25 protein-coding genes are annotated in these 23,305 nt (G+C 67.0%); 14 read left to right on the top strand and 11 right to left on the bottom strand.

The features are described 5' to 3' along the window. Window positions 1–64 precede the first annotated feature (64 nt). The 11 genes from CSX12_RS13420 to CSX12_RS13370 all read right to left on the bottom strand — a co-directional run bounded on the left by CSX12_RS13420 (window position 65) and on the right by CSX12_RS13370 (window position 11,175). Window positions 65–1,534 carry an SCO6880 family protein gene (locus tag CSX12_RS13420; protein WP_124896131.1) on the bottom strand — a complete coding sequence of 490 codons (1,470 nt, stop codon included), beginning with the start codon at window positions 1,532–1,534 and terminating at the stop codon, window positions 65–67. A gap of 3 nt (window positions 1,535–1,537) precedes the next feature. Then, window positions 1,538–3,001, bottom strand: a complete 1,464-nt coding sequence (locus tag CSX12_RS13415) for a type IV secretion system protein (protein ID WP_124896130.1) — start codon at window positions 2,999–3,001, stop codon at window positions 1,538–1,540. Between the two features lie 48 nt (window positions 3,002–3,049). After that, window positions 3,050–3,322, bottom strand: coding sequence for a DUF6112 family protein (locus tag CSX12_RS13410; RefSeq protein WP_074041176.1), 273 nt, complete (start codon window positions 3,320–3,322; stop codon window positions 3,050–3,052). Window positions 3,323–3,534: 212 nt separating this feature from the next. Continuing rightward, entirely contained in the window at window positions 3,535–3,840 is a 306-nt protein-coding gene (locus CSX12_RS13405) for a DUF6112 family protein (RefSeq protein WP_124896129.1), read from the bottom strand. Between the two features lie 6 nt (window positions 3,841–3,846). Continuing rightward, window positions 3,847–5,466, bottom strand: a complete 1,620-nt coding sequence (locus CSX12_RS13400; RefSeq protein WP_241160465.1) for a M23 family metallopeptidase — start codon at window positions 5,464–5,466, stop codon at window positions 3,847–3,849. Between the two features lie 13 nt (window positions 5,467–5,479). After that, window positions 5,480–6,169 (bottom strand): hypothetical protein, encoded by a 690-nt coding sequence (locus CSX12_RS13395; protein ID WP_124896128.1) that lies wholly within the window; start codon window positions 6,167–6,169, stop codon window positions 5,480–5,482. 84 nt (window positions 6,170–6,253) lie between these two features. After that, window positions 6,254–7,426, bottom strand: coding sequence for a ParB N-terminal domain-containing protein (locus CSX12_RS13390; protein ID WP_124896127.1), 1,173 nt, complete (start codon window positions 7,424–7,426; stop codon window positions 6,254–6,256). After that, window positions 7,423–8,226 carry a hypothetical protein gene (locus tag CSX12_RS13385; protein ID WP_124896126.1) on the bottom strand — a complete coding sequence of 268 codons (804 nt, stop codon included), beginning with the start codon at window positions 8,224–8,226 and terminating at the stop codon, window positions 7,423–7,425. The genes CSX12_RS13390 and CSX12_RS13385 overlap by 4 nt, the downstream gene beginning before the upstream one ends. A 587-nt stretch (window positions 8,227–8,813) precedes the next feature. Then, the gene (locus CSX12_RS13380; protein WP_124896125.1) at window positions 8,814–9,833 is read right to left on the bottom strand and encodes an AraC family transcriptional regulator; all 1,020 of its coding nucleotides are present in this window, start codon (window positions 9,831–9,833) and stop codon (window positions 8,814–8,816) included. A 7-nt stretch (window positions 9,834–9,840) separates the two neighbouring features. Next, window positions 9,841–10,092, bottom strand: a complete 252-nt coding sequence (locus CSX12_RS13375) for a serine hydrolase (RefSeq protein WP_124896124.1) — start codon at window positions 10,090–10,092, stop codon at window positions 9,841–9,843. A 435-nt stretch (window positions 10,093–10,527) separates the two neighbouring features. Then, window positions 10,528–11,175, bottom strand: coding sequence for a M23 family metallopeptidase (locus CSX12_RS13370; protein ID WP_124896915.1), 648 nt, complete (start codon window positions 11,173–11,175; stop codon window positions 10,528–10,530). A gap of 461 nt (window positions 11,176–11,636) precedes the next feature. Here CSX12_RS13370 and CSX12_RS13365 point away from each other — a divergent pair, with 461 nt between their 5' ends. From CSX12_RS13365 to CSX12_RS13300, 14 genes are all read left to right on the top strand, one after another. After that, a complete protein-coding gene (locus CSX12_RS13365; RefSeq protein WP_124896123.1) occupies window positions 11,637–12,092 on the top strand; it encodes a hypothetical protein in 456 nt (151 codons plus the stop codon). 93 nt (window positions 12,093–12,185) lie between these two features. Continuing rightward, the gene (locus CSX12_RS13360; RefSeq protein WP_206427095.1) at window positions 12,186–12,893 is read left to right on the top strand and encodes a thioredoxin domain-containing protein; all 708 of its coding nucleotides are present in this window, start codon (window positions 12,186–12,188) and stop codon (window positions 12,891–12,893) included. Beyond that, entirely contained in the window at window positions 12,893–13,897 is a 1,005-nt protein-coding gene (locus CSX12_RS13355) for an NAD(P)/FAD-dependent oxidoreductase (protein ID WP_124896122.1), read from the top strand. Before CSX12_RS13360 ends, CSX12_RS13355 begins: the two co-directional genes overlap by 1 nt. A 95-nt stretch (window positions 13,898–13,992) precedes the next feature. Continuing rightward, window positions 13,993–14,634 (top strand): copper resistance CopC family protein, encoded by a 642-nt coding sequence (locus CSX12_RS13350; protein ID WP_164479588.1) that lies wholly within the window; start codon window positions 13,993–13,995, stop codon window positions 14,632–14,634. Then, a complete protein-coding gene (gene lspA, locus CSX12_RS13345) occupies window positions 14,624–15,142 on the top strand; it encodes a signal peptidase II (protein WP_124896120.1) in 519 nt (172 codons plus the stop codon). Before CSX12_RS13350 ends, lspA begins: the two co-directional genes overlap by 11 nt. Continuing rightward, entirely contained in the window at window positions 15,139–15,474 is a 336-nt protein-coding gene (locus tag CSX12_RS13340) for a DUF6804 family protein (protein ID WP_124896119.1), read from the top strand. The genes lspA and CSX12_RS13340 overlap by 4 nt, the downstream gene beginning before the upstream one ends. Before the next feature lie 8 nt (window positions 15,475–15,482). Then, window positions 15,483–16,070 carry a TlpA disulfide reductase family protein gene (locus CSX12_RS13335; RefSeq protein ID WP_241160463.1) on the top strand — a complete coding sequence of 196 codons (588 nt, stop codon included), beginning with the start codon at window positions 15,483–15,485 and terminating at the stop codon, window positions 16,068–16,070. Further along, a complete protein-coding gene (locus tag CSX12_RS13330) occupies window positions 16,067–16,831 on the top strand; it encodes a cytochrome c biogenesis protein CcdA (RefSeq protein ID WP_124896117.1) in 765 nt (254 codons plus the stop codon). Before CSX12_RS13335 ends, CSX12_RS13330 begins: the two co-directional genes overlap by 4 nt. Beyond that, window positions 16,812–18,518, top strand: coding sequence for a cytochrome c biogenesis protein ResB (locus tag CSX12_RS13325; RefSeq protein WP_124896116.1), 1,707 nt, complete (start codon window positions 16,812–16,814; stop codon window positions 18,516–18,518). The genes CSX12_RS13330 and CSX12_RS13325 overlap by 20 nt, the downstream gene beginning before the upstream one ends. Further along, complete coding sequence (locus CSX12_RS13320) at window positions 18,502–18,741, top strand: zf-TFIIB domain-containing protein (protein WP_124896115.1); 240 nt, start codon at window positions 18,502–18,504, stop codon at window positions 18,739–18,741. Before CSX12_RS13325 ends, CSX12_RS13320 begins: the two co-directional genes overlap by 17 nt. Window positions 18,742–18,764: 23 nt before the next feature. After that, window positions 18,765–19,703: a cytochrome c oxidase assembly protein gene (locus CSX12_RS13315; protein WP_124896114.1), complete on the top strand. Its 939-nt coding sequence runs from the start codon at window positions 18,765–18,767 to the stop codon at window positions 19,701–19,703. Between the two features lie 3 nt (window positions 19,704–19,706). Beyond that, window positions 19,707–21,284: an apolipoprotein N-acyltransferase gene (gene lnt, locus CSX12_RS13310; protein WP_124896113.1), complete on the top strand. Its 1,578-nt coding sequence runs from the start codon at window positions 19,707–19,709 to the stop codon at window positions 21,282–21,284. An 11-nt stretch (window positions 21,285–21,295) separates the two neighbouring features. Beyond that, window positions 21,296–22,321, top strand: a complete 1,026-nt coding sequence (gene ccsB, locus CSX12_RS13305; protein WP_124896112.1) for a c-type cytochrome biogenesis protein CcsB — start codon at window positions 21,296–21,298, stop codon at window positions 22,319–22,321. Between the two features lie 75 nt (window positions 22,322–22,396). After that, window positions 22,397–23,299: a cytochrome c oxidase assembly protein gene (locus CSX12_RS13300; protein ID WP_124896111.1), complete on the top strand. Its 903-nt coding sequence runs from the start codon at window positions 22,397–22,399 to the stop codon at window positions 23,297–23,299. Window positions 23,300–23,305: the final 6 nt, after the last annotated feature.

Genomic DNA, 23,305 nt, shown 5'->3' with positions numbered 1-23,305 from the left:
TCCTTCCTGCGCCCACCCGGGCGGGCGGACGCAGGAAGGAGGTGCGGGACCGGCGCCCCAGGAGTCAGACGGTGCGCGCCAGGGGCAGCGCAGCCGCGGTGAACGCTTGGGCTTGCTGGCCGACGAGCCGCCGCGTTTCGCAGGACGCTTGGATGGCGGCCTGCTCGATCTTCGACACCGCCGCTTCCAGCTCGTCCGGGGTCGGGGCGCTGACGGAGATCAGCCCGGTGTATCGGAGGATGCCGTGCCCGCTGGTGAGGTCGGCTTCCTGCTGCAGCACGTCCTGGTACTCGGCGGTCTGCTGGGCGTCCTCGACCTGCCCGATCTTCTGGCGTTGTGCGGCGTCGGAGATGTACTCGACCTTCTTCTTCCGGATGTCGCGGGCGGCCTGGTCAGACCGGATCGGCGTGCACAGCAGTGAAAACGATCGCCGCACCCCGGAGGCGAGGAGCACCGGGGACAGGAACCCCGGATACACCAACGATCGCGGCCACTCGCTCACCCACAGCACCGCATGGTGCGCGCTGTCCGAGCGCAGCCCCTCCCACGTCTCCTCCACGGCCACGGGACCTGCGGTGGCGAGGTCCTGTCCGAGGTTCCCCGAGCGCTCCAGCGTCGCCGCGATCGCAGGATCGTAGGCGGAGCGCAGGATCACCGCGAGCTGCCCTGGGGTGAGCCAATCCGTAGCCTTCAGGTCCGCGGAATGCAACGCCGCGGTGAGAGTGTTCATCTCCTGCCGCAGCACCGCCGCGGCGCCCTTCATCCCGCCGCCAGCGGTACGGATCGGGCGGGCGGCGGTCTTCATATCCAGAGCGACGGAGATCGTCGTCGCGTGCCGTTCACCGGCCGGGCCTGCGCGATTGATCAGCTCCGCGTAGGTGCGCGACGTCCATGACTCGTCCCCGGGGTTGCCGTGCTCAGCCCACCACTGCGCAAGACCCGTCCCGGAATCCGGGAGGGTGCGTTCGAGGATCTGGAGTCGGGCGATGCGTCCGGAGCGGCAGCAGGTCGCCAGCACGCGACCCCACCCGGAGACCCGGCGTTCCTGCTCGCCCGGGTCCAGCAGCACGAACGCAGGGTGGGTGACCTCGAGCAGCGCGGTCAGTGTCGCCGCGTGGGGATTGTGCACCATGACGGCCCCCGTGACGGGGTCTTCGTATTGACGCAGCGATGCCATGTCGCCTGGGAGGGCGAGGGTGCCGGCTGGACGGGGCTTGACGACCCGCATCCGGTAGATCGTCTGCGTCACGCTGACCCGCCACAGCCAATGCGCCCCGACCGGCAGCCACTCGACCGCCTTCCGGCCCGCGATCGGGACCCAGGTGATCGCCAGGCAGGTCACCCAGATCGGAGCCGTGTAGGCGAGGATCATCCCGCCGCCGGCGTACAGCGACCCGATGAACGCCAGCCCGGCAATCGCGAGCGCGATCACCTGGGACAGCGACAGGCCCAGGATCAGTCCCCGCCTGGTGAGACGGGAGAACTTCACCGGTGTGAGCGGGTAGTCGTCTTTCGTGCTCTGGTGTTTCGTCACGGGTCAGTCCTTCCCCTCGGGCGCCGTATTCGGCGGCGGCGGGTCCTTCGGTGGCGGCGCCGACGACGGACCAGACGATGCGGGCGGCGGGCTCGATGGCGGTGCCTGCGGCGCCGATGGATCCGAGGGCGGTGCCGCGTTCCCGGAAGGCGGCGGGGCGCTGTCCTGGCCAGCGGCAGCTGCCTGGGTCTCTGCGGCACCGCCGATCGCGCCGCCGAGTTTCGGGCCCGCCGTGGCGGCTTCCTTGACGGCCGCCGCCGCGATGACTGCGACCGCCGCGGGTCCGGCCGCTACCGCACCTCCTGCAGCAGCCCCGCCACCTGCAGCAGCACCGCCACCACCGGCGGCACCACCAGCTGCGCCGCCACTAGCCGCAGCACCGCCTCCGGCTCCGCCGGTACCAGCAGCAGTCGCCCCGCTCCCGCCGTCCGTGGGCGGGGGTGGCGTACCACCGCCCCCACCACTGTTGCCGGGCGGTGGCCCGTCGCCTTGACCTTTCCCGTCGAGGACTTTCTGCGGGCCGTCGCCGGCGGGCTTGGACGGAGTGGGCACGGGCCGGTTCATGGACTGCTTGGCCTCTTGCTCAGCGCTCATCGCGTGGTACATGTCGAATCCGATGAAGGAGATGAACTTGTAGACCATGTAGGGCGCGAAGGCGGCGACGAACATGAGCACGATCCCCGCGATGGGGTCGGCGATGGATGCCAGGTCGAAGTCGATCGGCTGGGACACCTGGGTGATCGCGACGAGGAACACGACGACGAGGACGAGCTTGGACAGGATCAGGGCGATCACGAACGACACCCATTTGCCGAACCAGCCGCGGGTGACGTCCCAGCTCGCGCCGCTGATCGCGATCGGCCCGAGCACGATCGCGACGAGCAGCAGTGCCTTGCGGATCAGGAGCGAGAACCACACGATCGCCGCGGCGGTGATCGCGAGCCCGGCGAAGAAGATGGTGATGATCGCGCCGACGCCGGGCGCGGTGAAGTTGATCGCGGTGAGTCCCGCGGCGAGCAGGGCGATCTTGTCGCCCATCGCTTCCATCGAGTTCCCGGTGGCTTGGATGATGCCGATGGTCAGCTGGTCGGTGATCTCCAGCAGCGTCGCGGTGAGCGTGATGATGAGGAATGACCCGAGCACGCTCTTGCCGAGTCCGAGCGCCGCCCGGGAAAGGGCGGTGGGGTCTCGGCGGATGAGGCCGGTGATCAGTTGCAGGCAGAAGAAGACGAGCATGATCAGTACGGCGACGCCGAAGAGGATGTTGTAGACGCCGACGTATTCCGGGGACTGGACGTCGACGAGGGTGGTGGTGTCGAAGACGTACCAGACGCCTTCGAACAGCCAGGCGGCGGCTTGTCCCATTGCTTGGGCGAGCCAGTCGAACGGGGCCGCGACGAGTGTTGCGGCCCCTTCTCCGACGGCGTCGCAGACGTTCGAGATGACCGGGACGTCGCACAGTGCCATGACGGGCCTCCTTCCGGGTCGGGGCGGGGCGGTGGTGGAGGGGGCCGTTCAGACCGCCTGGCCGACATTCCAGAAGAAGTTGATGAGGGTGACGCTCGCGCCGCAAATGATCGCGGCTCCGCAGGAGACGAGGACGCCGATCTTTCCCCGCCCGGCCAGATGCGGGTTGCTGCTGTTCGCGCCGAAGCCCCAGATGATCGCCGAGATGATCAATGCCAGGACGCTGAGGATCAGGCCGATCGTCATCACGGCGCCGACGATGGTGCGCAGCTGGGCGATGCCGGGCAGCCCGGAACTGTTGGGGTCGATGTCGACCTCCATCGGGGCCAGGGCGGCTACGTGGGGCAAGACGGTGGTGGTGAGATCGAGAACGGCGGACACGGGTGCTCCTTCATGAACCAGGCGGATGCCCGACCGGCATCGGCCGGGTATCGCACAGGTGCGCACACCGGACCCCGCACGGCAGAAAGCGGGGCGGTGGAGCCTCGTCTCCTCCACCGCCCCGCCCCTGAGTTATCGCCTCTCGACCCGGGTTAGAGCTGCTCGCCGATCGTGATGAGCCAGTTCATCCACGCCACCCCGGCTCCGGCAAGGGCGGCAGCACCGAGCGCCGTCCACACGCCGATGCGGGCTTTCGTGGCGACCTGGTGGTGGCCGTTCGCGGAGCCAGTCGCCCACATGATCGCGCACACGATCAGCATGAGGACGGCGAGGATCAACACGACGGTCAGCAGCGCACCGATGATGCTCTCGAGCTCGTTCGATCCGCCCACGGCTCCGAAATCGGGGAATACACTCCCGGACAGCAGGAGCTTGGTCGCGACGTGGGGATGCGGCATGAGTGCTCACCCGTCTTTCACGGAGATGTGGATGTGGTCGAAGTGGCCGCCGGTGACGTCGCCGGGGTCGTGCATGCCGCCGCCGGGATAGGGCCGCCACCCCTCATCTGCCTGCGCGGGCGACCAGATCGTGCCTTGCCAGATGAGGTAGGAGATCCCGAGGGACTCGGCGTTGGCTTGAAGCCATTCGGTGACCTGCCACCCGTAGACGACCTGCTCGCTGGCTGGGTAGTGGCCGATCTGATTGCCGACGGTGACATCGCACGCGCGCCCGAGAGGATGATCCGACTGTGCCCCTCGTCGTGGCGAGTAGCACGCCCACCCGGTGTCGGCGAACGCGTTGCGGGTCTGGACGACCATATGCGCGGTGCGGGCGGTGATCTGCCCGCTGGTACCGGTCGGGTCATCGACCATCTGGGCGCCGTCGCCGGTGAACTCTGCCGCCGGCGTAGCAGTGCCGGCGGCTGCGCAGCCGGGGCCGGGGGTGCTGGTGCCGTCCGGTTCGGCGGCGCCGTGGTCCATAAGCCACTGGTCGGCGTCGATCGATTCGGTGCCGGTGGAGCCGGGGCGGATCTCGAAGTGCAGGTGCGCGCCGGTGGAGCGGCCCGAGGAGCCGACGTCGCCGATGTGAGTGCCGGCGGTGACGGTCTGTCCTTCTTGGACGTGGATGCCGTGTTCCCACATATGCGCGTACACGGAGCGGACGGCTTCGCCTTGCACGGTGTGTTCGATGATGATGAGGCCGCCGTAGCCGCCGTTGAACTCGGCCCACACGACCCGCCCGTCGGCGGCCGCGTAGATCGGGGTGCCGTCGGCGGCGGCGTAGTCGGTGCCGGCGTGGTAGGTGGTCTCCCCGGTGAATGGGTCGGACCGATATCCCCAGTCGCTGGTCTTCGTCCACGTCCCCTCGGGCAGCGGGAACATTATGCGGGTGGTCTCCGGCACCGACTCCGTGCCGCCGCCGGTGCCGGAAGGGGCCGGCACGGTGAGGGCATCGAGGATCGCTTCGGCGACGGGCTGGTAGTTCTGATACCGCTCCGGGAACGCGCTGACCTCGACCGCCTGGGCGACCTCGCCCATGTCCATGCTCTGCCAGCCGGGAATGTCGAGCAGCCCCCGTGGCGAGGAGAAGTTCGGCCCGGACGGACCGCCGTAGAACGCTCTGGCCTGGTAGGTGGTGTCCATCAGCTCGGCGACGGTTCCCCACCCGGTCTGCGGGCGCATCTGGAACAAGCCGAGCGAGTCGTGGTCGGACCCGTTGCCGTCGTTGGGGTAGTTCCCCGACTCCGGGTAGGTGCCGGTGTTCGCCAGTTGCCGCAGCGTCGATTCGGTCAGCGCCGCCATGAGGGCGATCGTGGCCCCGCGGGCATCGACGCCGTCGGTCTGCCCGCCGACGGTGATGATCGTGGCGGCGTGAGTGAGTTGCTTCTTGTTCAGCGTGAATGTCTCCCCGTCCCGCGTGGTCACTTCCAGCGCGTCCGGGATCGGCCCCACAGTCATAGACGACCCGGGACCGCAGGTCGCGTTCGCGGCGGGATTCATCAGCACCCCGACCCCGACGAGCGCGGTCGCCGGTCCCACGCACAGGACGAGGACCGCCAGCGCGGCGAGGATCTTCTTCAGCACGACGGCGTCCCGATCAGCGCAGCGGGTTGTCGAGCTCGGACAGGCGCAGCGTGTGGCACGACTCGAACGCGGGCTCGCACGCGAGGAACACGGTGAACGACACCGGGTGTTCACTGGACACTTCCTGCCCGGAGACCGTGCCGGTGCGATACCGGGTGGCGTCGACGGTGACCGCGATCATTCCGTCCACGATCGTGCCCGACCGGTCCTGCGCGACTGCGTCAGCCCAGGCGTCGGGCACGACCGCAGTCTCGACGGTGAGGTGCTGGGTAGTGGCGTGCCCGGTGAGCTGCCGCCAGGCGTCGGACGCCGGGAAGTAGCCGGCGATGTCGGAGGCAAGACCGGGAGTCTCGGTTCCGGTGGGATCGGCGTCGGAGAGCACGACCTGCCCGTAGTCGGCAGGCCCGAGCCCGGATGCCGTGTCCCAGGTGAACAGCGCTACGGCGACGGCGCGTGCGTACCGGATCGGGTCGTTCGTCCGCGGCAGCGGCGTCAGGTCAGATGGTCCGGAGGGCGACGAGGCCGGTGGCCGCTGCTCTGAGGTCGTCGGGGCCAGGGCAGGCGTGTTCTCGTGCGGGCGGGCGATCAGTCCGTATACGCCCAGACCCACCAGGACGAGGAGGATGACCGTTCCGGAGATACCGGCGATCAACAGGGCGCGGCCCCGCTTGCGCGGGGCCGCATCGGCGACATCGGTCGACATAGCAGGGGACGTCCTTTCACAGCAGAACCATCAACGGTGTGTGCCATGCAGGTGCGGGCGTCTGACCCCACCCGGCTGGTCACCTCACGGCGCCAGGCCCGTCCCGGTGGTGGTGCGGCGTGCATCGGCGGCGGTGTCGAGGAACGCGGTCGCCTGGTCACGGTGGCTGGTGATCGCCTCCCACTGCTCGTCGGTGGCGTACTGGCCGATGAGGGCGGCGTCGTTGATCTCCCACCACCCCTCGGCTTTCTCGAAGATGTCGACCAGCCGGCGGGCGTGGTAGCGTCCCCGGACCCCGTCCGCGGACATCCCCTCATCCTCCGTACCCGACTCGCCGTCCTCCACGGTTGCCGCAGTGGAAGTTGGCGTGAGGGCGAGCTTGCGGACACGGGCGATGGCGGCCACGACCGCCCGGGATCGTTCCACCGGCCGGTCGATCTGCCGCACCGCGCGGAGCTCGTCGTCGGCGGCTTCCCGCACGGCGGCGGTCGCGGACTCGTTCACCGCGGTCTTCTCCAGCCAGCACACCCCGCGCAAGGCGAGGACCTCGTGGTAGCGGCTATGGACCTTCGCGTCGCCGTTGATCTCCACGACCGCTTCGGCGGCTGCTCGCCGGACTCGTTCGTCTTCGTCCTCGTTGGTTGCCAGCCGTTCCAGCGCGAGGACCTGCTCGAGCTGTTGGGAGGAGTCCCGGCCGGTCACCGCGGTCGCGGCCTGCACCCGGGACTTCCGTTTCGACGGTGGTTGTGAATCCCAACTGCCGCTGCTGCTGCCCTGATAGGTCGCGACGATCATCGCTTCCCTCTCATCCGGGTCGGTGTCGTCGCTCTCACCGTCATCCGAGCCCGGGAGGGCGGCGCCGAAGCGGGTCGCGGCCTGACGGCGGGCGTTCTCCTCGGTGAGGAGCGTCTTGTACTCCGCGTACAGGGCTGCCTTCTCCGTGGTGGTGAAGTGTTTGTGGAGAAGGTTGTCGTCCTGAATCGCCAACAGCGTACGCAGCTTGTCGGACACCTCAGACGCGATCCACACCGGGACGGTCGTGTGCCCGAGCTGCCGCATCACTTCCAGGCGGCGCCTGCCGGAGATGAGGACCCCGTCGGAGGTAATCACGATCGGGCACAGCAATCCGAGGGTTCGGATCGACGCGGTCAGGTCGGCCAGGTCACCCAGCTCACGCCGGAAGGAACGGCCCAGGACGATGTCGTCGATCGGGAACTGCGCCACCGGCTGCCCATCCGCGGGCACCCTGGCGTTCATGCGGCCCTCCCTCTCGTGAACTTGCGGGAGATGGCGGCGAGCTGGTCATCCGCGAGGAGGTCCTCGGTGCGGTCCCCGAGCAGCAGCCGCGCGAAGATCCCCAGCCGCGCCGGGTCGGCCCCCGTGGCTTCCTTCTTCGACCGCGGCCCGAGCAGCAAACGCAGCAACCCATTCCAGTCGCGGGCGGAGAACCCGAGCCGTTGCCGCATCGCGTCGTCTTTGCGCAACACGTCGATCCCGGACTGGGTGCTCGCGAGAGTCGTAAGACGATGGCAGATGTATTCCACCGCGGTCTCAATGGTGCGAGGATGCCAGCCCGTGGTCACCAGGAACACCGACGCGGACCGCACTACCCGTTCCACGGCGACGGTCGGTGAGGCCGGCGGGGTCCCAGCGGCGAGCACATGGTAGAAGAACGTCTCGTAGTGGCCGGCCCGCATCGGGTACTCGTCGGGGCGCTGATCAGGCCTGCGTGCCTTGTCTGTTGAGGTGAGGAGGCGTTCGGCATGCACCTCGGCTGCGATGCCAAGCTCCACAGCGCGGGTGATCGCCGCCCACGGGTCCGCGGCACGGCGGATCGCTGGCGTCCGCATCGCCATGAACGCCTCATACGCGGCATCGGCGGGGTCACGGTGCCAGGACCGTGCCAGCGGAAGGTACTTCTCCTGCGCATACAGCATCAACGCGCGGGCGGCGGGGTGCGTGCGCCAGAGATGCTCGGCGGTGAGCTGCTCCAGCAGGATGCGGAGTCCTTCGCCGGTGGTGAAGTCGGGAAGTGGTTCAGATGAAGGCTCTCTCATGAGGTCAACTCCTTAGGACGAGGTGACCAATAGGTGTGTGAACGCGACCCCAAACCTTCTTCGCGGCACGGAACCGATCCTTTGCACTCGGGCGATGGGTCTGCCATGAGTGTTGCTCTCCGCTCACGTTCGACCGTCACCGCCTCCGCCAGTGGACATGCCGCAGCGAACTCGCGGCCCCCAGCTTCGGCCGACCGCCGCTGGCGTAAGTTGGTCATGACCTTCGCGAACCCGTGGCAGGTCTTGCGAGCGTCGTCCCGTATCGCCTCTACAGCCATGCGCTACTCCTTCCCAGGGCTCCCGCAAGATGCGGACGGCCTTGCGACCATGAGGTGCGCCGGGGAGATCAGCGGAGCGAGGACGGATGGCGGACGGTGTGCCGACCGTCAGGCTCCACAACGAACCCGACGTGTCTGGTCCGGTCTACTGGCCTGCGGCGCATCCGTCGAGATGCACATGACGAACGTGGGCCAATCGTGGAGAGTCACGGTTCATGCGGCGAGTAGCGGTAGGAGAGGCCGAGGTGCCCCGTCGACAGCATTCTCCGCGAACCTGGTGGGAAAGTTCGTTGGGACAATGACGTCGAGTCACCGAGCTGAGTCGTTGACAGAGATAGCGTGGCTTTGTCGATCTTCAGGAACCGTGTGTGGTGTTCGTCGGTACTGTGTCGGCGTGATGCCGTAGCGGCGGCGGAACCAGTGGGATGCTACGCGCGGGTCACTCCACCCGACTTCGCTCGCGGCACGCATCACGGAAATGTCTGTTTCTTCTATGAGCCGCGCGAATTCGGTCAACCGGAGTTCAGTGAGTAGGCGCATTGGGGCGGCGCCGGCGTGCTGTATGAACATGCGGGTCAGGTGGGTCCGTGAAAGTGAGAGTTCTCGTGAGAGTGCTCCAACGGTCCACGGCTCTGCGATGCGCCCGCGAAGCAACTGGATCGCTCGACCGATATAGCCGATAGATCCGGTGTCGGTCAGTCGTCCATTGATGGGCGTCCACAGTGTTGTGGGGGTGTCCGATCCTTCATCAAGAAAAGTTGGCAGTAGCAGCCGCGTCCATCGTGCGAGAAGCTCGAGAGTGTGAGTCGCGACGACTTCGGGCGAATGGGTCCCGCTACGCAGGACGCTCATCTGTCGCCATAGCGGCTCGACCTGCCGCAGCGCAGCAATACCTGGTGCAAGGACGATCGCGCGGCCGTCCCACTCGAGGGGGTGCACTCCTGCGACCACTCGCTCTGCATCGGGGAGGAACCATGCCATCTGGGTGCGCCAGAACCGTTCGTCGGAGTATACGGCCCAGAAGCGTACTGTGGGCGATGGCCGAACTCGGCACCACTTGCCGGTGCCGAGTGCCAGCGACATGCCTGGGTGCAGGACGTGCCTGCTCTCAGCGGTTTCGAAGACGCAAGAGCCCTCAACGACGTTGATCACCTTCGCATGCCGGAAAACGGTACGGCTTGAGGGGATCGTGCGCACCATTTCGATGGCCGCGATGTCACCTGGTATCTGAATCGCTGGGTAGGAGAGCGTGACCCCGAGGGGCGGAGGGAGCGGCAGGTCGTGCTTGGCCTCGAATAGGTCCTCTCGCGTAGCCGCGAAGCTGCGCACGGCGCCATCAGCGGTCGGCGAGCACGAGCACTGCCAGGGCAGTGACGAGCTTGGTAGTCGGGAAGGCGTCCACGATAGTCTCACGAGTCCAGGGGGTGGCCCGCTCGGGATTGCGGTAGCCGCCCCAGAAACCGATAGCCCGCTGGCCGTCGATATCGAGCGCGATCGACGCGCCCAGCTCTTGGCTGCTGTTGAGCTTGCTCTCGAACAGTTTTCTGATGCCGACGACTGAGTCAGTCGCGGTACCTTCTCTAGTCATGGCGTGCTCACTTTCTATTGGGCGATGAAGAGTTGCCCGTTGGTATGTCCGCTCAGGTGGGGTGTGTTGGGTCAGTTCAGATAGGGGCGCAGCACGGTGAGGCAGTGGTCCCAGACCGTCTTCTCGTTCGCGGGGTCATCCCAGCCGAGAAAACATGAAGGCCACCACCTGAATTGCGGCACCATGGGGTTCCACATTCCCGATAGTGTCTCGCATCCTGCTGGACACTGCTCTGGTTCTGCGAGATGTTGGCTTCGAGCTTGCCGACATAGGCCACGCCGCGAGTGTACGAGATGGGGAGCGGCCCGGTAATGGGCTGCGGCCGCTGACGAGGGACGCCTCGGGCGGATCATCCTTCCTCCCTACGGGCGTCGGCGCGCTGTGCGGCCTCAGTAGGTCGATTGCTCAGTCCGCCTCCGGAGGGCCGAACTGATCTCACTCCAGGTTCTCCCTGAGCCACGGCATGGGATCGATGGGTCGGCCGTTGATGTGCACCTCGAAGTGCAGGCAGGATCCGAAGACGTAGCCGGTGGAGCCGACGTCGCCGAGATACTGGCCGGGAGCGACGCAGTCCCCGACTTCCACCGCGCGGGTCCCATTGTTCAGATGTGAGTAGAGGGTGCTGACCGTCTCTCCGTTGAGCAGGCTCTCGACCTGAATGCTCACGCCGTAGCCGCTGTTGCTCTCGGTTGAGAGCGAAACACAGCCTTCGACAGCCGCATAGATGGGCGTCCCGACCGACGCCGCGAGATCTTGACCCATGTGCGAGCGACCCGGACGCGAGGCGCCGAACCCGTCGCTGATCGAGTAGGTGCCGGATGCCAACGGCATGAGAACCTGTTGAGCTGTTGGCAGGTTCACAGCTGTCGAGAGGGGCCTGCCAGATGCGACGGCGGCTGTGATCGCCTGGGCACGAGACGCGGCGATCTCCTCCTCCGTCGTTGCGGAGAAGTTCCCGCGAGGGAGGACCTCGACACGGATGTCCTCTCCTGCGGTGTAGGACTGTGCGTCAACGGTGACCGCGGCCTCGACCTGCTCCGGTTCCGCGTCGGATGTTCCCGGAAGGGCAGCGCCGGTGATCATCACGCTAACGGCGAGGGCGGCTCCGAGCGCCTTCGCTCGTGCCCACGGGCTCCGGGCGTGTGGGCGGCGGGGAGGTATCGCAGACGCTACTGGTACATGGGCTTCAGGTCCGTGCCGCGGGATGACGGGGGCTTGGCGGGTCGCGGTGGCTTCTTGCGACCTCGGGCGGCCTTGGCGACGGAGATCGCGACGAAGGAGGGGGCGATCGAGGGAGCCAGGGTCCGTCGACGACGTCGACGCCTTTGCGGATGCGTGCTCGGGTAGCCCTGAAATGATGGTAATCCTTCCGGTAGAACAGAATGCTCATCTCGATCGCAGGCCCCGATCGTTACTGATTTGTAACGGTAGATAGTCCGATTCGCTCAGGTCAAATCGGGATGCGTCTTCACAGCATCTGCTTAGAGAGTAGGTTCCGCCGCCGTAGAGGAGACTCAAAAGGTCGGCGCGGTATCCTTGAAGAGATGATGTCCTCGGCTCAAGTGCAACCCTCAAAGGTGCTCAGCGAGCAACTTCTGATAACGAGGATCATTACGGCAGTCGGTTTGGCTCTCCTCCTGCTTCTGGGGGCAGCGGGTGCATCACATTCCGAGAGCGAGGGGGCTTCGTCTTCGCTGCTCATGGCGAGCACACTCCTCGATCCGCACGTTGCTCCGGGAGACTCCGGGACTTCCGTCGACGAGTATCTGACAGGCGCCGCCGATGCCGGCACAGCGGGGGTCCTTGTCGGGGCAGCTCTGTGCGCTCTCGGCGTGCTGTGCGGACTCGTCCTCGTGATCTTCGCCCGGATGCTCTCGCGCCGGCGGGGAGTCGTGTATCTCGCTCCTCGATGGGCGGCCCTCTCGCTCGTCCCGGTACGCATCATCGTTGCCCGGACCGGGGCACTGTCGTTGACACAGCTGGGTCTTTCCCGAACCTGACATTCGGCATGCCGTCTTGTGCGGACGGCACCTCGCACCCGGGTACCCGCCCGGGGCCTGTTCCATGCCGTTTGATCCTGTTTGGAGTACTTGATGAACCCTTCTGGAAAGTCGCGCGCCACTGGTCGCAGCGCGCGTCCGATCCTGATTACTGCAGTGCTCGTTGTCGTCCTCGTGCTGGGAGCGATCATCTATGTGATGATCAACAACCAAGGCTCGACGACTCCGTCACCTGAGGCGCCGGAGGGCAAGACGGCCGAGCTCTCGGCTGTCGTCGACGCGAGTTCGCACGTCCTCGACGACGGTGGGAAAGGTGCGGTCGAGGTCGTGGAGTTCCTCGATTTCGAGTGCGAGGCCTGCGGGATGTTCTACCCGATCGTGGAGGATCTTCGTGAGAAATACGCCGGGAAGATCACCTACGTGGTGCGTTACTTCCCTCTCCCGGGCCACTTCAACTCGACGAACGCGGCTCTCGCCGCGGAGGCCGCCGCCCAGCAGGATCGGCTGGAGGAGATGTACAACCGGCTGTTCGAGACGCAGGTGGAGTGGGGCGAGGCTCAGGAATCCCGCGCTGATCTCTTCCGTGGTTTCGCTGAGGAGATCGGCCTAGACATGGCCGCGTACGACGACGCAATCGCAGATTCGGCCACGCTCGAACGAGTCGAGTTCGACTTCAACGCGGGACAGGAACTCGGCATCAACAGCACGCCGACGTTCTTCCTCGAGGGCGAGCAGCTCCAGCTGCAGCAGCTGGACGATCTCGAGAACGCCATCGAAGCAGCGGTGAACGGTGAAGAGTGATGCGGGCAGGATTGTCGCATAGGCGAGCGATCGTCGTCGGCAGCGGGCAGGCGGGACTCGCGGTTGCTGCTGCTCTGATCGCGAGAGGGCTAAGGCCACAGCAAGACTTCGTTGTCATCGACGGGGCGTCTCCAGGTCTGCGCAGCTGGACTTCTCGGTGGCATTCGATGGTGCTTCTCAGCGACGCCCGTCACAGCGCTCTGCCGAACCTGCCCTTCCTGGGCGACCAACGACGTCGGCCGCGTGTCGACGAGATGATCGAATACCTCAGCTACGTCGAAGGCGATCTCGGCGTGAAGACCATCTGGGGTGTGCGCGCGACAGGCGTGGAGCGGCGCGGGTCCGGCTCGGTCCTGCACCTGTCGACAACGGAAGGCGAGGTGCAGACCCGGAACGTGGTGTGTGCGACCGGCGCATCCGCACATCCGCGCATCCCGACATGGGCAGCGGAACTTCAGGTGCCCGGAGTCGTGTTGCATAGCAGCGAGTACCTGTATCCGCGGCAGGTATCCACGAGCGATGTGCTGATCGTCGGCGGCGGAAACAGCGGTGTTCAGCTGGCCCGCGAACTCGCGCCCTCGCACGCGGTGACCCTGGCTGTCCGCACGCCTCGCCGGCACCAGCCAGCAGCGCGCTACCTGCGCAGGCAGTTCCTTGCTCGAGGTCCGCGACCGGAGCCGGTGTTCGAGGATAGCTACGAGCAGCTGCGGGACGCTGGCGTCACGATCTGCCCTGCAGTGGCAAAGGCCGGGAAGAGCACTGTCACCTTCGTCGACGGAACAGTGACGACGCCGAGCTCCGTGATCCTCGCCACCGGATTCCTTCCCGGAGACGACTGGCTACCGGACAACGCCCGGATCGATCCTCCCCAGCAGACCATGACAGGGCTACCGGGCTTGTTCGTCGCCGGGATCCCCCACTACGGCGGCAGGGGCTCCGACACCATCGCAGGGGTATGGCGGGATGCCACGACCATCGCCCGCCACATCATCGAACGCCCGTGAAGAAAGCAGGACCCATGAAATCCGTCCATCGTAGAAGGCTTTCGACCTCTCGAACGTCGAATCGGCGTGGCCGTGGCCTCGCCGCATCTGCTGGCATGTCTGCTCTGCTGATCATAGGCGGGACCGTTTTCGGCACAGCGACTCCCGCCGCTGCTCACGACGAACTGCTCTCCACCTACCCCGAAGCCTCCGCAACCACACCTGGTGTCCCAGCGGAGATCTCCCTCACTTTCACGGGTGAGTTGCAGGGGCTCGAGGGCGCCACGGTGATCGAGGTCCTCACGGAGGACGGCAGCAACCTCGCCGACGGCGCTCCCGAGGTCCTCGAGGCGACGGTCACACAGGACCTGTCCGACCGGTCGGTCGTCGGTGAGATCACCGTGAGGTGGCGGGTGGTGTCCAGCGACGGGCATCCGATCAGCGACGAGTACACGTTCGTGGTGGAGACGATGGGGACGCCGACGAACAGCCCCACCCCCACGATCAGTACCACGCCGACGAGTAGCCCTTCACCATCAGAGCAGAGCACGAATACCCCGACGCCGAGTGCCGCATCCGGGAACGGCGACATCCACAGCCAACCGAGCGCGGACCTCGCGGCTCTCCCCATCCTGGTCGTCACCGCGGGAGCGGCCCTCCTGGGTAGCGCAGCACTGCTGATGGTCATGGCTGGTCGCAACCGGCGCCGTCGGGATCGGGCGGCACAACAGAAGGAGGAGAACGCCGATGAGTCCTAACCGGGCACGATATCTCGCGGTAACTGCCATTGTGGCGGCGGGTATCGTGGTGATCGATCAGGCCACGAAGGCGGCCGCTCTCGCAACGCTGAGCGAGGAGGCGCGTATCCCGCTCCTGGGCGACCTCTTCGGACTCCAGCTCGCGTTCAACCCGGGTGCGATCTTCTCTCTGGGATCCGGGTTCACCGGCGTGATCACCCTGGTCGGAGCTGGAGCGGTGGTCTGGGTCTTTCTGGTCGCGAGCCGTGCACGCACGGCAGAGCTCGCGGTGGCGTTCGGGTTCATCCTGGGCGGTGCGCTGGGGAACCTGATCGACCGGCTGTTCTCACCACCCGGATTCGGCGTCGGGCACGTCACCGACTTCCTCGCCTACGGAACCCTGTTCATCGGGAACCTCGCCGACATCGCCCTCGGTATTGGTATCGTCCTCCTTCTCGGCGTCACATGGACCCGACGGCGCACCGTCGAGCCAGCTCTCTCGGCACGAGTGGAAAGAGGCGCCGCATGAGCGCGAAACAACGCACGCCGTCCACGTTTCAGCGCAATGCGCTCGCACCTGGGCTGTTGGCTGCGGCCGTGTTGTTCACGGCTCCGCTGTGGACGAACGGTGGCCTGTTCCTGGTGGTGTTGTTCGTCACCGCAATCCTCGCGGCGATCGTGGCCTGGTTCGCAGGGCAGGCCCGGCAATGGTGGTGGATCCCGGTGTTCATTGCGGTGCTCGTGCTGTGGAATCCGGTCATACCCTTCCCGTTCACGGGGCCGGTCTGGGCGGCGGCGCAGCCGGCCGCAGCCATCGTCTTCCTAGTCGCGGGGGCACTGATCAAGGTGCGTCGCACATGATCCGCCGCATGATCGCCACTGTTGCCGCGGTGCTCCTGGGCGTCATCGCCCTGACGGGGTGCTCCGCGAACGACTCCCTGGCGCAGCAGTATCAGGAGGGGAACGAGAAGGGGTACATCTCCGGAGATTTCCGCGTGGTGGAGATCGAGGCGGGGGACCGGGGCGACCCGGTGGTCTTCGAGGGCGTCACCGAGACCGGGGAGACGGTCTCCAGCGACGACTATGGGGGCGAGGTGCTGGTGGTGAACTTCTGGTACGCCGCCTGCGGACCGTGCATCGTCGAGGCGCCGTTGCTCGAGGAGGTGTGGCAGGAATACCAGGATGAGGCCGTGTCGTTCCTCGGGGTGAACACCTATGATCAGCCCGCCACGGCGCTCTCCTTCGCTCGGGACAACAACGTCACCTACCCCAGCGTGATCGACGTCAACGACGGCAAGGTCAAGCTGGCATTCGCGCAGGTCACCCCGATCCAGGCGACTCCAACGACGCTCGTGGTCGACCGAGAGGGGCGGGTCGCCGCGCGCATCATCGGGCAGTTGCAGAGCGCATCCATCCTGTCGACCCTCGTCCGCGACGCTCTCGGAGAATCGTCATGAACCCCGGCGATCTCGTCGCCGGCGGGGCTCTGTGGGTCGCGATCCCGATTGCGATCCTTGCAGGTCTGATCTCCTTCGTCTCTCCGTGCGTGCTGCCGCTGGTGCCCGGATACCTCGGATACCTGGGCGGCGCCTCGGCCGCCACCGCGGTCGAGGGAACCTCGACCCGCACGGCGACGGCGGAGCGCACACGGCTGCTGCTGGGGGTGACGCTGTTCATCGCCGGGTTCACGGTCGTGTTCGTCACCGTGACGATCCTGGGCGGGACATTCGGGCTTCTACTTCTGCAGTATGTGAATGTCCTGACCCGTGTGTTCGGCGTCGTGGTGATCATCCTCGGCCTGGTCTTCATCGGGTTCTTCGGCGTCGCACAGCGCACCTTCCGCCCACGCGTGCAGTCCCGTGCGGGGCTGCTGGGTGCGCCGCTGCTCGGGTTCGCGCTCGGCGTGGGGTGGACACCGTGCATCGGCCCGACGCTCGCGGCGATCCTGTCGGTGTCCTGGAACCTCGGCGACCCGGCCCGTGCGGGCCTGCTGGGCCTGGCCTACTCGCTCGGGCTCGGCCTTCCTTTCCTCGTGCTCGCCCTCGGTTGGGGGTGGGCGTCCCGGTCGGTCGCGTTCCTGCGCCACCACATCCGCAGCCTGAATATCGTCGGCGGGGGAGTGCTCGTGCTCCTCGGCATCCTGATGGTGACCGGTCTGTGGACCGCGCTGATGTCCGCCCTCCAGCAGGTGGTGATCAATGTCCCCCTCCCGCTCTGACATCACCACGGATGCGCCCGTCGACCCCCTGCGGCCCGACGACCACGCCGACGGCGACGGTTCCGCCATCGCCCAGCCGGCGCTGGGGATCGTGGGATGGGCGAGATGGGCGTGGCGTCAGCTGACCAGCATGCGCACCGCTCTGGTGCTCCTGCTCCTGCTGGCAGTCGCCGCCGTACCCGGATCGCTGTTCCCGCAGCGCACCGCCGACCCCAACGGGGTCATCCAGTGGGAGCGGGAGAATCCCGAGGCCTATCCGATCGTGGATGCCGTCGGGCTGTTCGACGTGTACCTGTCGCCGTGGTTCTCGGCGATCTACCTGCTGCTGTTCGCCTCGCTGATCGGATGCGTCACCCCGCGCACGAAACACCACTACAAGGCCCTGCGATCCCAGCCGCCCCGCACGCCGGTGCGACTCTCTCGTCTCGCGGACTACGAGGAGCGCACAGTCCCGGCTGCCGACCCCGCGAGCCGGGCGCGAGAGGCCGTCGACGTCGCCGAGCGGCAGCTGCGCCGCGCCGGCTACCGGGTGCACCGCTACGACGGCCGTGGATGGCTCTCCGTGTCCGCCGAACGCGGATACCTGCGCGAGACCGGGAACCTCGTCTTCCACACGGCGTTGATCGGCGTGCTCGTCTCGGTGGGCCTGGGAGGAGGATTCTCCTACACGGGCCAACGCGTCGTCGTCGAGGGCACTACCTTCGTCAACGCACTCAGCGACTACTCCTCGTTCGACGCCGGACGGTTCATTGACGGGACCGGTCTCGCCCCCTATTCGCTCACCCTCGACGAATTCCAGGTCACCTATCAGCGGCCCGGCACGCCGGGAGCCGGGCAGGCAGGGGACTTCTCTGCCGACGTCACCGTCCGCATCCCCGGTGAGGAGGACCGGACCGAGAGCGTGATCGTGAACTACCCCATTTCCGTCGCCGGCGACCGCATCCACTTGCTCGGCAACGGCTATGCTCCCACGATCACCGTGCGCGATGCGGCCGGTGATCTCGTGTACACCGAGTCGCAGCCGTTCCTCCCGCAGGACTCGAACATGACCTCCCTCGGGATCATCAAGATCCCCGACGGCCTGCCCGAGCAGGTCGGTCTGACGGGATTCTTCTATCCCACCGCGGGCGTGCTGGACTCCGGCGCGTACACCTCCATCTACGGCGATGTCATCAACCCGCTGCTCACGTTCAACGTGTACAGCGGCGACCTCGGTATTGACGACGGCACCCCGCGATCGGTATACACCCTCGAGACCGGCGGCCTCACCCAGCTCACCGGAGGGAAGACCGGAGTGGACTCCATCGAGCTGACGCCGGGGGAGACCGCGGAGCTGCCGAACGGGTGGGGCACGGTCACCTGGGAGATCGCGTCGCCCGAAGATCCGGTCAAGCGATTCGCGTCGCTGCAGATCCAGCGCGACCCGACCGCCGGATGGGTGCTGGCCTTCTCGATCCTCGCGATGCTCGGCCTCTTCGCCGGGCTCTTCGTGCCCCGTCGCCGCGTCTGGGTCAAAGCCCACCCGACCGACGACGGCGTCCGCCTCGAGTACGCGGGATTGGCTCGCGGCGAAGACCCCACCCTCCGAAAAGCCGTCGTCGACATCGCCGACGCCCACACGGAGGCGCTCACCGGCGTCTCCGATCCATCTCCAGAGAAGGAGAGAACCGATGAACTGCCCCGTTGACGGCACGACGCTCCTGGCCGCCGACCGTTCCGGCGTCGAGATCGACTACTGCCCGCAATGCCGCGGCGTGTGGCTGGACCGCGGTGAGCTCGACAAGATCATCGACCGCTCATCCGGTTGCCAGGCCCCGGACTACCGCGAAGACGCGCACCGCCGCACCCGGCACGACCGCGGCGGCAAGAGACGACGCGAGGGCCTCCTCGGCGATCTCTTCGACTTCTGACCCCCGCCGACCGATGACACGTCATGAACGACTGGATTCCCGACACGCCGCCGACGCTGGAGGCGTTCCTTACGCCGATCCTGCCGCCGGTTCCGGTGCTGCCGGTGATCGGTCTGCTCATGGCCGTGCTGTACCTGGCCGGCGCCATCCGACTCTGGCATCAGAGACGGGGGTGGCCGGTCGCCCGCACGGTGTGCTTCCTCCTCGGATGCATCGCCCTGGTCGCCGTGACCGGCCTGGCAGTCGAGGAATACGGGTACCTGCTGTTCTCCGTGTTCATGTTCCAACAGCTCACCCTGATGATGGCCATCCCGCCGCTGCTCGTGCTCGGCTCCCCAGGCACACTGCTGCTGCGCGTCATCCCGCATCGCGGCCTCGGGCGAGTGATCCTCCGCCTCGCTCTAGTCGGGCTGCGCAGCCGCATCGCACGATGGGCACTGAGCCCCTGGATCGCGATGCCGCTGTTCCTGATGTCGTTCTACGGCCTCTACCTCGGAGGTCTCGCCAACCCGATCCTGCAGGCCCCTGGCGGGCATCCGCTGCTCGAGATCGCTTTCCTGGCGGCCGGCGTTCTGTTCACCATCCCGATCCTGTCCAACGACCCGCTCCCGGTGCGGATGACGTACCCGGGCCGGGCGATGGACCTGTTCGCCGAGGCAGCCCTGCACGCGTTCTTCGGCGTGTTCCTGATGATGAGCCCGACGCTGATGATCGATTCCTTCGCCGGCCCCACGATAGCGCTGGGCATCGATCCGCTCGACGATCAATGGCTCGCCGGCGGTCTGGCCTGGTCCTACGGGGAAGGGCCCACCGTGGTGATGCTCGTCTACGTCATGCACCGGTGGTTCCGTGAAGACACCGCCCGTGCCGCCAAAGCCGACAAGTACGCCGACGCCCATGGCGATCCCGAACTCGACGCCTACAACACCTACCTCGATGCCCTCCGCAAGAAGGACACCTGACCGATGCACCCGACCTTGACACCAGCCGCGGCCGTCGCCCTGCCCGCCGGCGGGGCGTCCTCCCCGCCGAGCGGGCTTCCGCTGTGGGCAGCGGTCCCCGCCGCGATCATCGGAGGACTCGCCCTGAGCCTCGCCTCGCCACCGGCCGGATGGTGGCCGCTGGCGCTGCTCAGCGTGACCCTGGCGCTGATCACCCTCGTCGGCCGGAGCATCGGCGGGGCACTGCTGGTCGGCGCCGCCTTCGGGGGAGTGTTCTTCTTCACGCATCTGATCTGGGTGGGGGAGTTCCTCGGCCCCCTCCCGTGGATCGCCCTCGCCGGCCTCGAGACGATCCTGTTCAGCATCGGCGCCGTCCTGATCACGCTCGCCTACCGGTGGACGGCACGCCTCCCGCACCAGGGCGCGGCGCAGCTGGTCGCGGTTCCCCTCCTGGTGGCCGGCCTCTGGGCGAGCCGGGAGCTCATTCTCGCCTCGTGGCCGTACTCGGGGTTCCCCTGGGCGCGAATTGGGATGACGCTCGTCGAGAGCCCGCTGTCCGAGGTCGCATCCTGGACGGGCGTGACGGGACTTTCCTTCCTCTTCGTGGCGATGTGCGCCGGCGTCGTGCAATGGGCGCGCGCCGGCGGGCCGCGGTTCCTGCGTGGAGGGTTCCCCGCCATGGCCGTGCTGGTCCTCCTGCTCCTCGTCCCGCAGTTCCCCACATCGCCCGCGGGCACGCTCGAGGTCGGGTGGGTGCAGGGCAACGGGCCGGCGGCATACTTCGACACCCGAGAACGCGGTGACGTGCTCGCCTCGCAGGCGGAGGCCACTGCTCCGCTGCTCGGTCAGCCGATGGATCTGTTGGCCTGGCCGGAAGGGGGAGTGGACTCCGATCCGCTCGCCGACCCCGCCACGGCCGCCGCGCTCGACGGCATCGTCCGCCAAGCCGACGCCCCGCTTCTGATGAACGCCGCGACAGCGCGGGCAGGAGACGTCTTCAACTCGTCCCTGCTCTGGACCGCGGAGTCCGGCGAGCGCCAGCGGCACGACAAGATCAATCCCGTCCCGTTTGGGGAGTACGTGCCGGATCGCTGGCTGTACGAGATGATCGTCCCCGACCTGGTCGGTCTGATCCAGCGCGAGTACACGCCCGGCACCCTCCCGCCCCTGGTCACTGTTGATGATGTCGGGGTTGGCCTGGCGATCTGCTTCGACGTGATCTACGACCAGGTCATCTGGGACGGCGCCCGCGAGGGCGCGCAGCTGTACGTCTTCCAGACCAACAACGCCGATTTCCGCGGTACCGCCGAGAACCTGCAGCAGCTCGCCTTCGCCCGCATGCGTGCGATCGAGACCGGCCGCGCCGTCGTCAACGTCTCCACGACCGGAACCAGCCAGGTGATCGCCCCCGACGGCTCGACCATCGCCAGCATCCCCGTCGACACCGCCGCTGCGGCTATCACCACCGTCCCGCTGCGCACCGGTCTCACGCCCGCCACGATCCTCGGCCCCTGGATCAGCGCGCTGGTCCCGCTCGGGGCCTTCGGAGCCTTGACGGTGCTCGGGATCCTCCACCGTGTCCGCAACCGCTCGTCCGTATGAAGGAATTCACCATGCCCGGAACAGAAACGCTCTCCCTCGATGGCCTCTCACTGCTGCTGGTGTGGACGGCCATCGCCACCTACGCGCTGGCGTTCGTCGCGTACACCATCGATCTCGCACAGCGTTCCGTGCGCCCCGGCCCGACTCGGGAGCAGCAGCGCGCATCGGTCCTCGTCGGCGCCGTCGACCAGGCGTCTCCGATCGCTCCCGCCTCACGCGACCAGGCGCAGCCGGACGACATCCATGCTCCGCCCTCGCAGCGTCCTCGGCTGCTGTGGGCGAGGATCGGCACCGCGCTCACGCTACTCGCCTTCCTCTTCCAGCTCGGCGGAACCGTCGCCCGCGGCATCGCCGCAGAACGCGTCCCCTGGGCGAACATGTATGAGTTCGCTCTCACGGGGACGGTCCTGATCGTCGGGGTCTATCTTGTCGCCCTCCGCTGGTACGACCTTCGCTTCCTCGGTGCGTTCTTGGTGGGCATGATCGTTCTGCTGCTGGGGGGCGCCACGCTCAGCTTCTATGTCGAGGTCGTCCCGCTGATGGACCCGCTCAAGAGCGTCTGGCTCGTCATCCACGTCTTCGTCGCCTCCCTCGCCACCGCCCTGTTCGCCCTCGCCTGTGGCCTTTCCGTCACTCAGCTGCTGCAATCCCGCCGTGAACGCCGCACCAGCATCTCACCGGATTCCGCAGTGTGCCGCGGCGGGTTCCTGCGTACGCTGCCCTCCGGCGAAGTCCTCGAGACGCTCGCTTACCGGTTCGTGATCGTCGGCTTCATGTTCTGGACGTTCACCCTGATCGCCGGCGCGATCTGGGCCAACGACTCCTGGGGACGCTACTGGGGCTTCGACACCAAGGAGGTCTGGACCTTCGTGATCTGGGTGCTGTACGCCGGCTACATCCACGCCCGCGCCACCCGCGGTTGGCGCGGCAACCGCTCGGCCTGGCTGTGCATCATCGGATTCGCTGCCGTGCTGTTCAACTTCACGGTCGTCAACGTGTACTTCCCTGGCCTGCACTCCTATTCCGGCCTCACCTGACCCCGCGTTCCGGCCGCGTCACCTCCGCGGCCGGAGCCGCCGACGCATGATCGCCTCGATGAAGGGAATTCCGCCATGCCGCCGATCGACCAGTGGGTCGTGTTCGAGCCTCTCACGGGCTCGCCCGTCGCCATCGCCGCACTGCTACTCGCGGCGCTGTACCTGCGAGGAGCGATCTGGATGTGGCGGCACGGCCGCCGCTGGGCAATTGCCCGCACGGCATCGTTTCTGATCGGGTGCGCCCTGATCTTCGCCGTCGCGACCTTCGGAGTGAACCGCCTCGCGATGGAGTCCATCACAGCTCTCGTGTTCCAGCAGATCACCCTGCTCACCGTCGTCCCGCCCCTCCTGATCGCCGGGTCACCAGGGCGGCTGCTCCTGCGCAGCACACCGCACGCCGGCCTCGGACGCCTCGTGCTCCGCGCCGCACACGCCGGACTCCGCTCGCCGTTCTGGAGCGCCGCGCTTCACCCCTTGGTCGCCATCGTAACCGCGATACTGCTGTACCCAGCCCTTTATCTCACCGATGCCATCAGTGTCGTGATGCGCATCCCCTTCGGCCACGACGCCCTGCTCTTCGTCATCCTCGTTCTCGGTGTCGTCTCGGCGACGCCGCTCTGGTCATCCGACCCGCTACCGCGGGTGCCCTCCTTCGCCGCACGATTCGTCGACATCGCCGTCGAGATCCAGATCCACGCCGTGTTCGGCCTGATCCTGCTCCGCACCAGTACTCCGTTGTTCGGCGCATACGCAGCCCCTACCGGTACCCATGACCCCGTCATCGACCAGGCGATCGCCGGGACGCTCGTATGGACCTACGCGGAGCTGCCGATGTTCGTGGTGCTCATCGTCTGCCTCTCCCGCTGGCGTGCCCGGGACGTGCGTACTTCGCGACAACGGCAGAGTGCAGAGGACGCCGAGCTCGACTCCTACAACGAATACCTCGCCAGCCTCTCCCGAAGACGGAATGAGAGCTAGAACGTG

This window comes from Microbacterium sp. Y-01 (assembly GCF_003856715.1).
Taxonomy (GTDB): Bacteria; Actinomycetota; Actinomycetes; order Actinomycetales; family Microbacteriaceae; genus Microbacterium; species Microbacterium algeriense.
The sequence above is the reverse complement of the archived record's forward strand: the minus strand, read 5'-3'. Positions and strand labels throughout refer to the sequence as shown.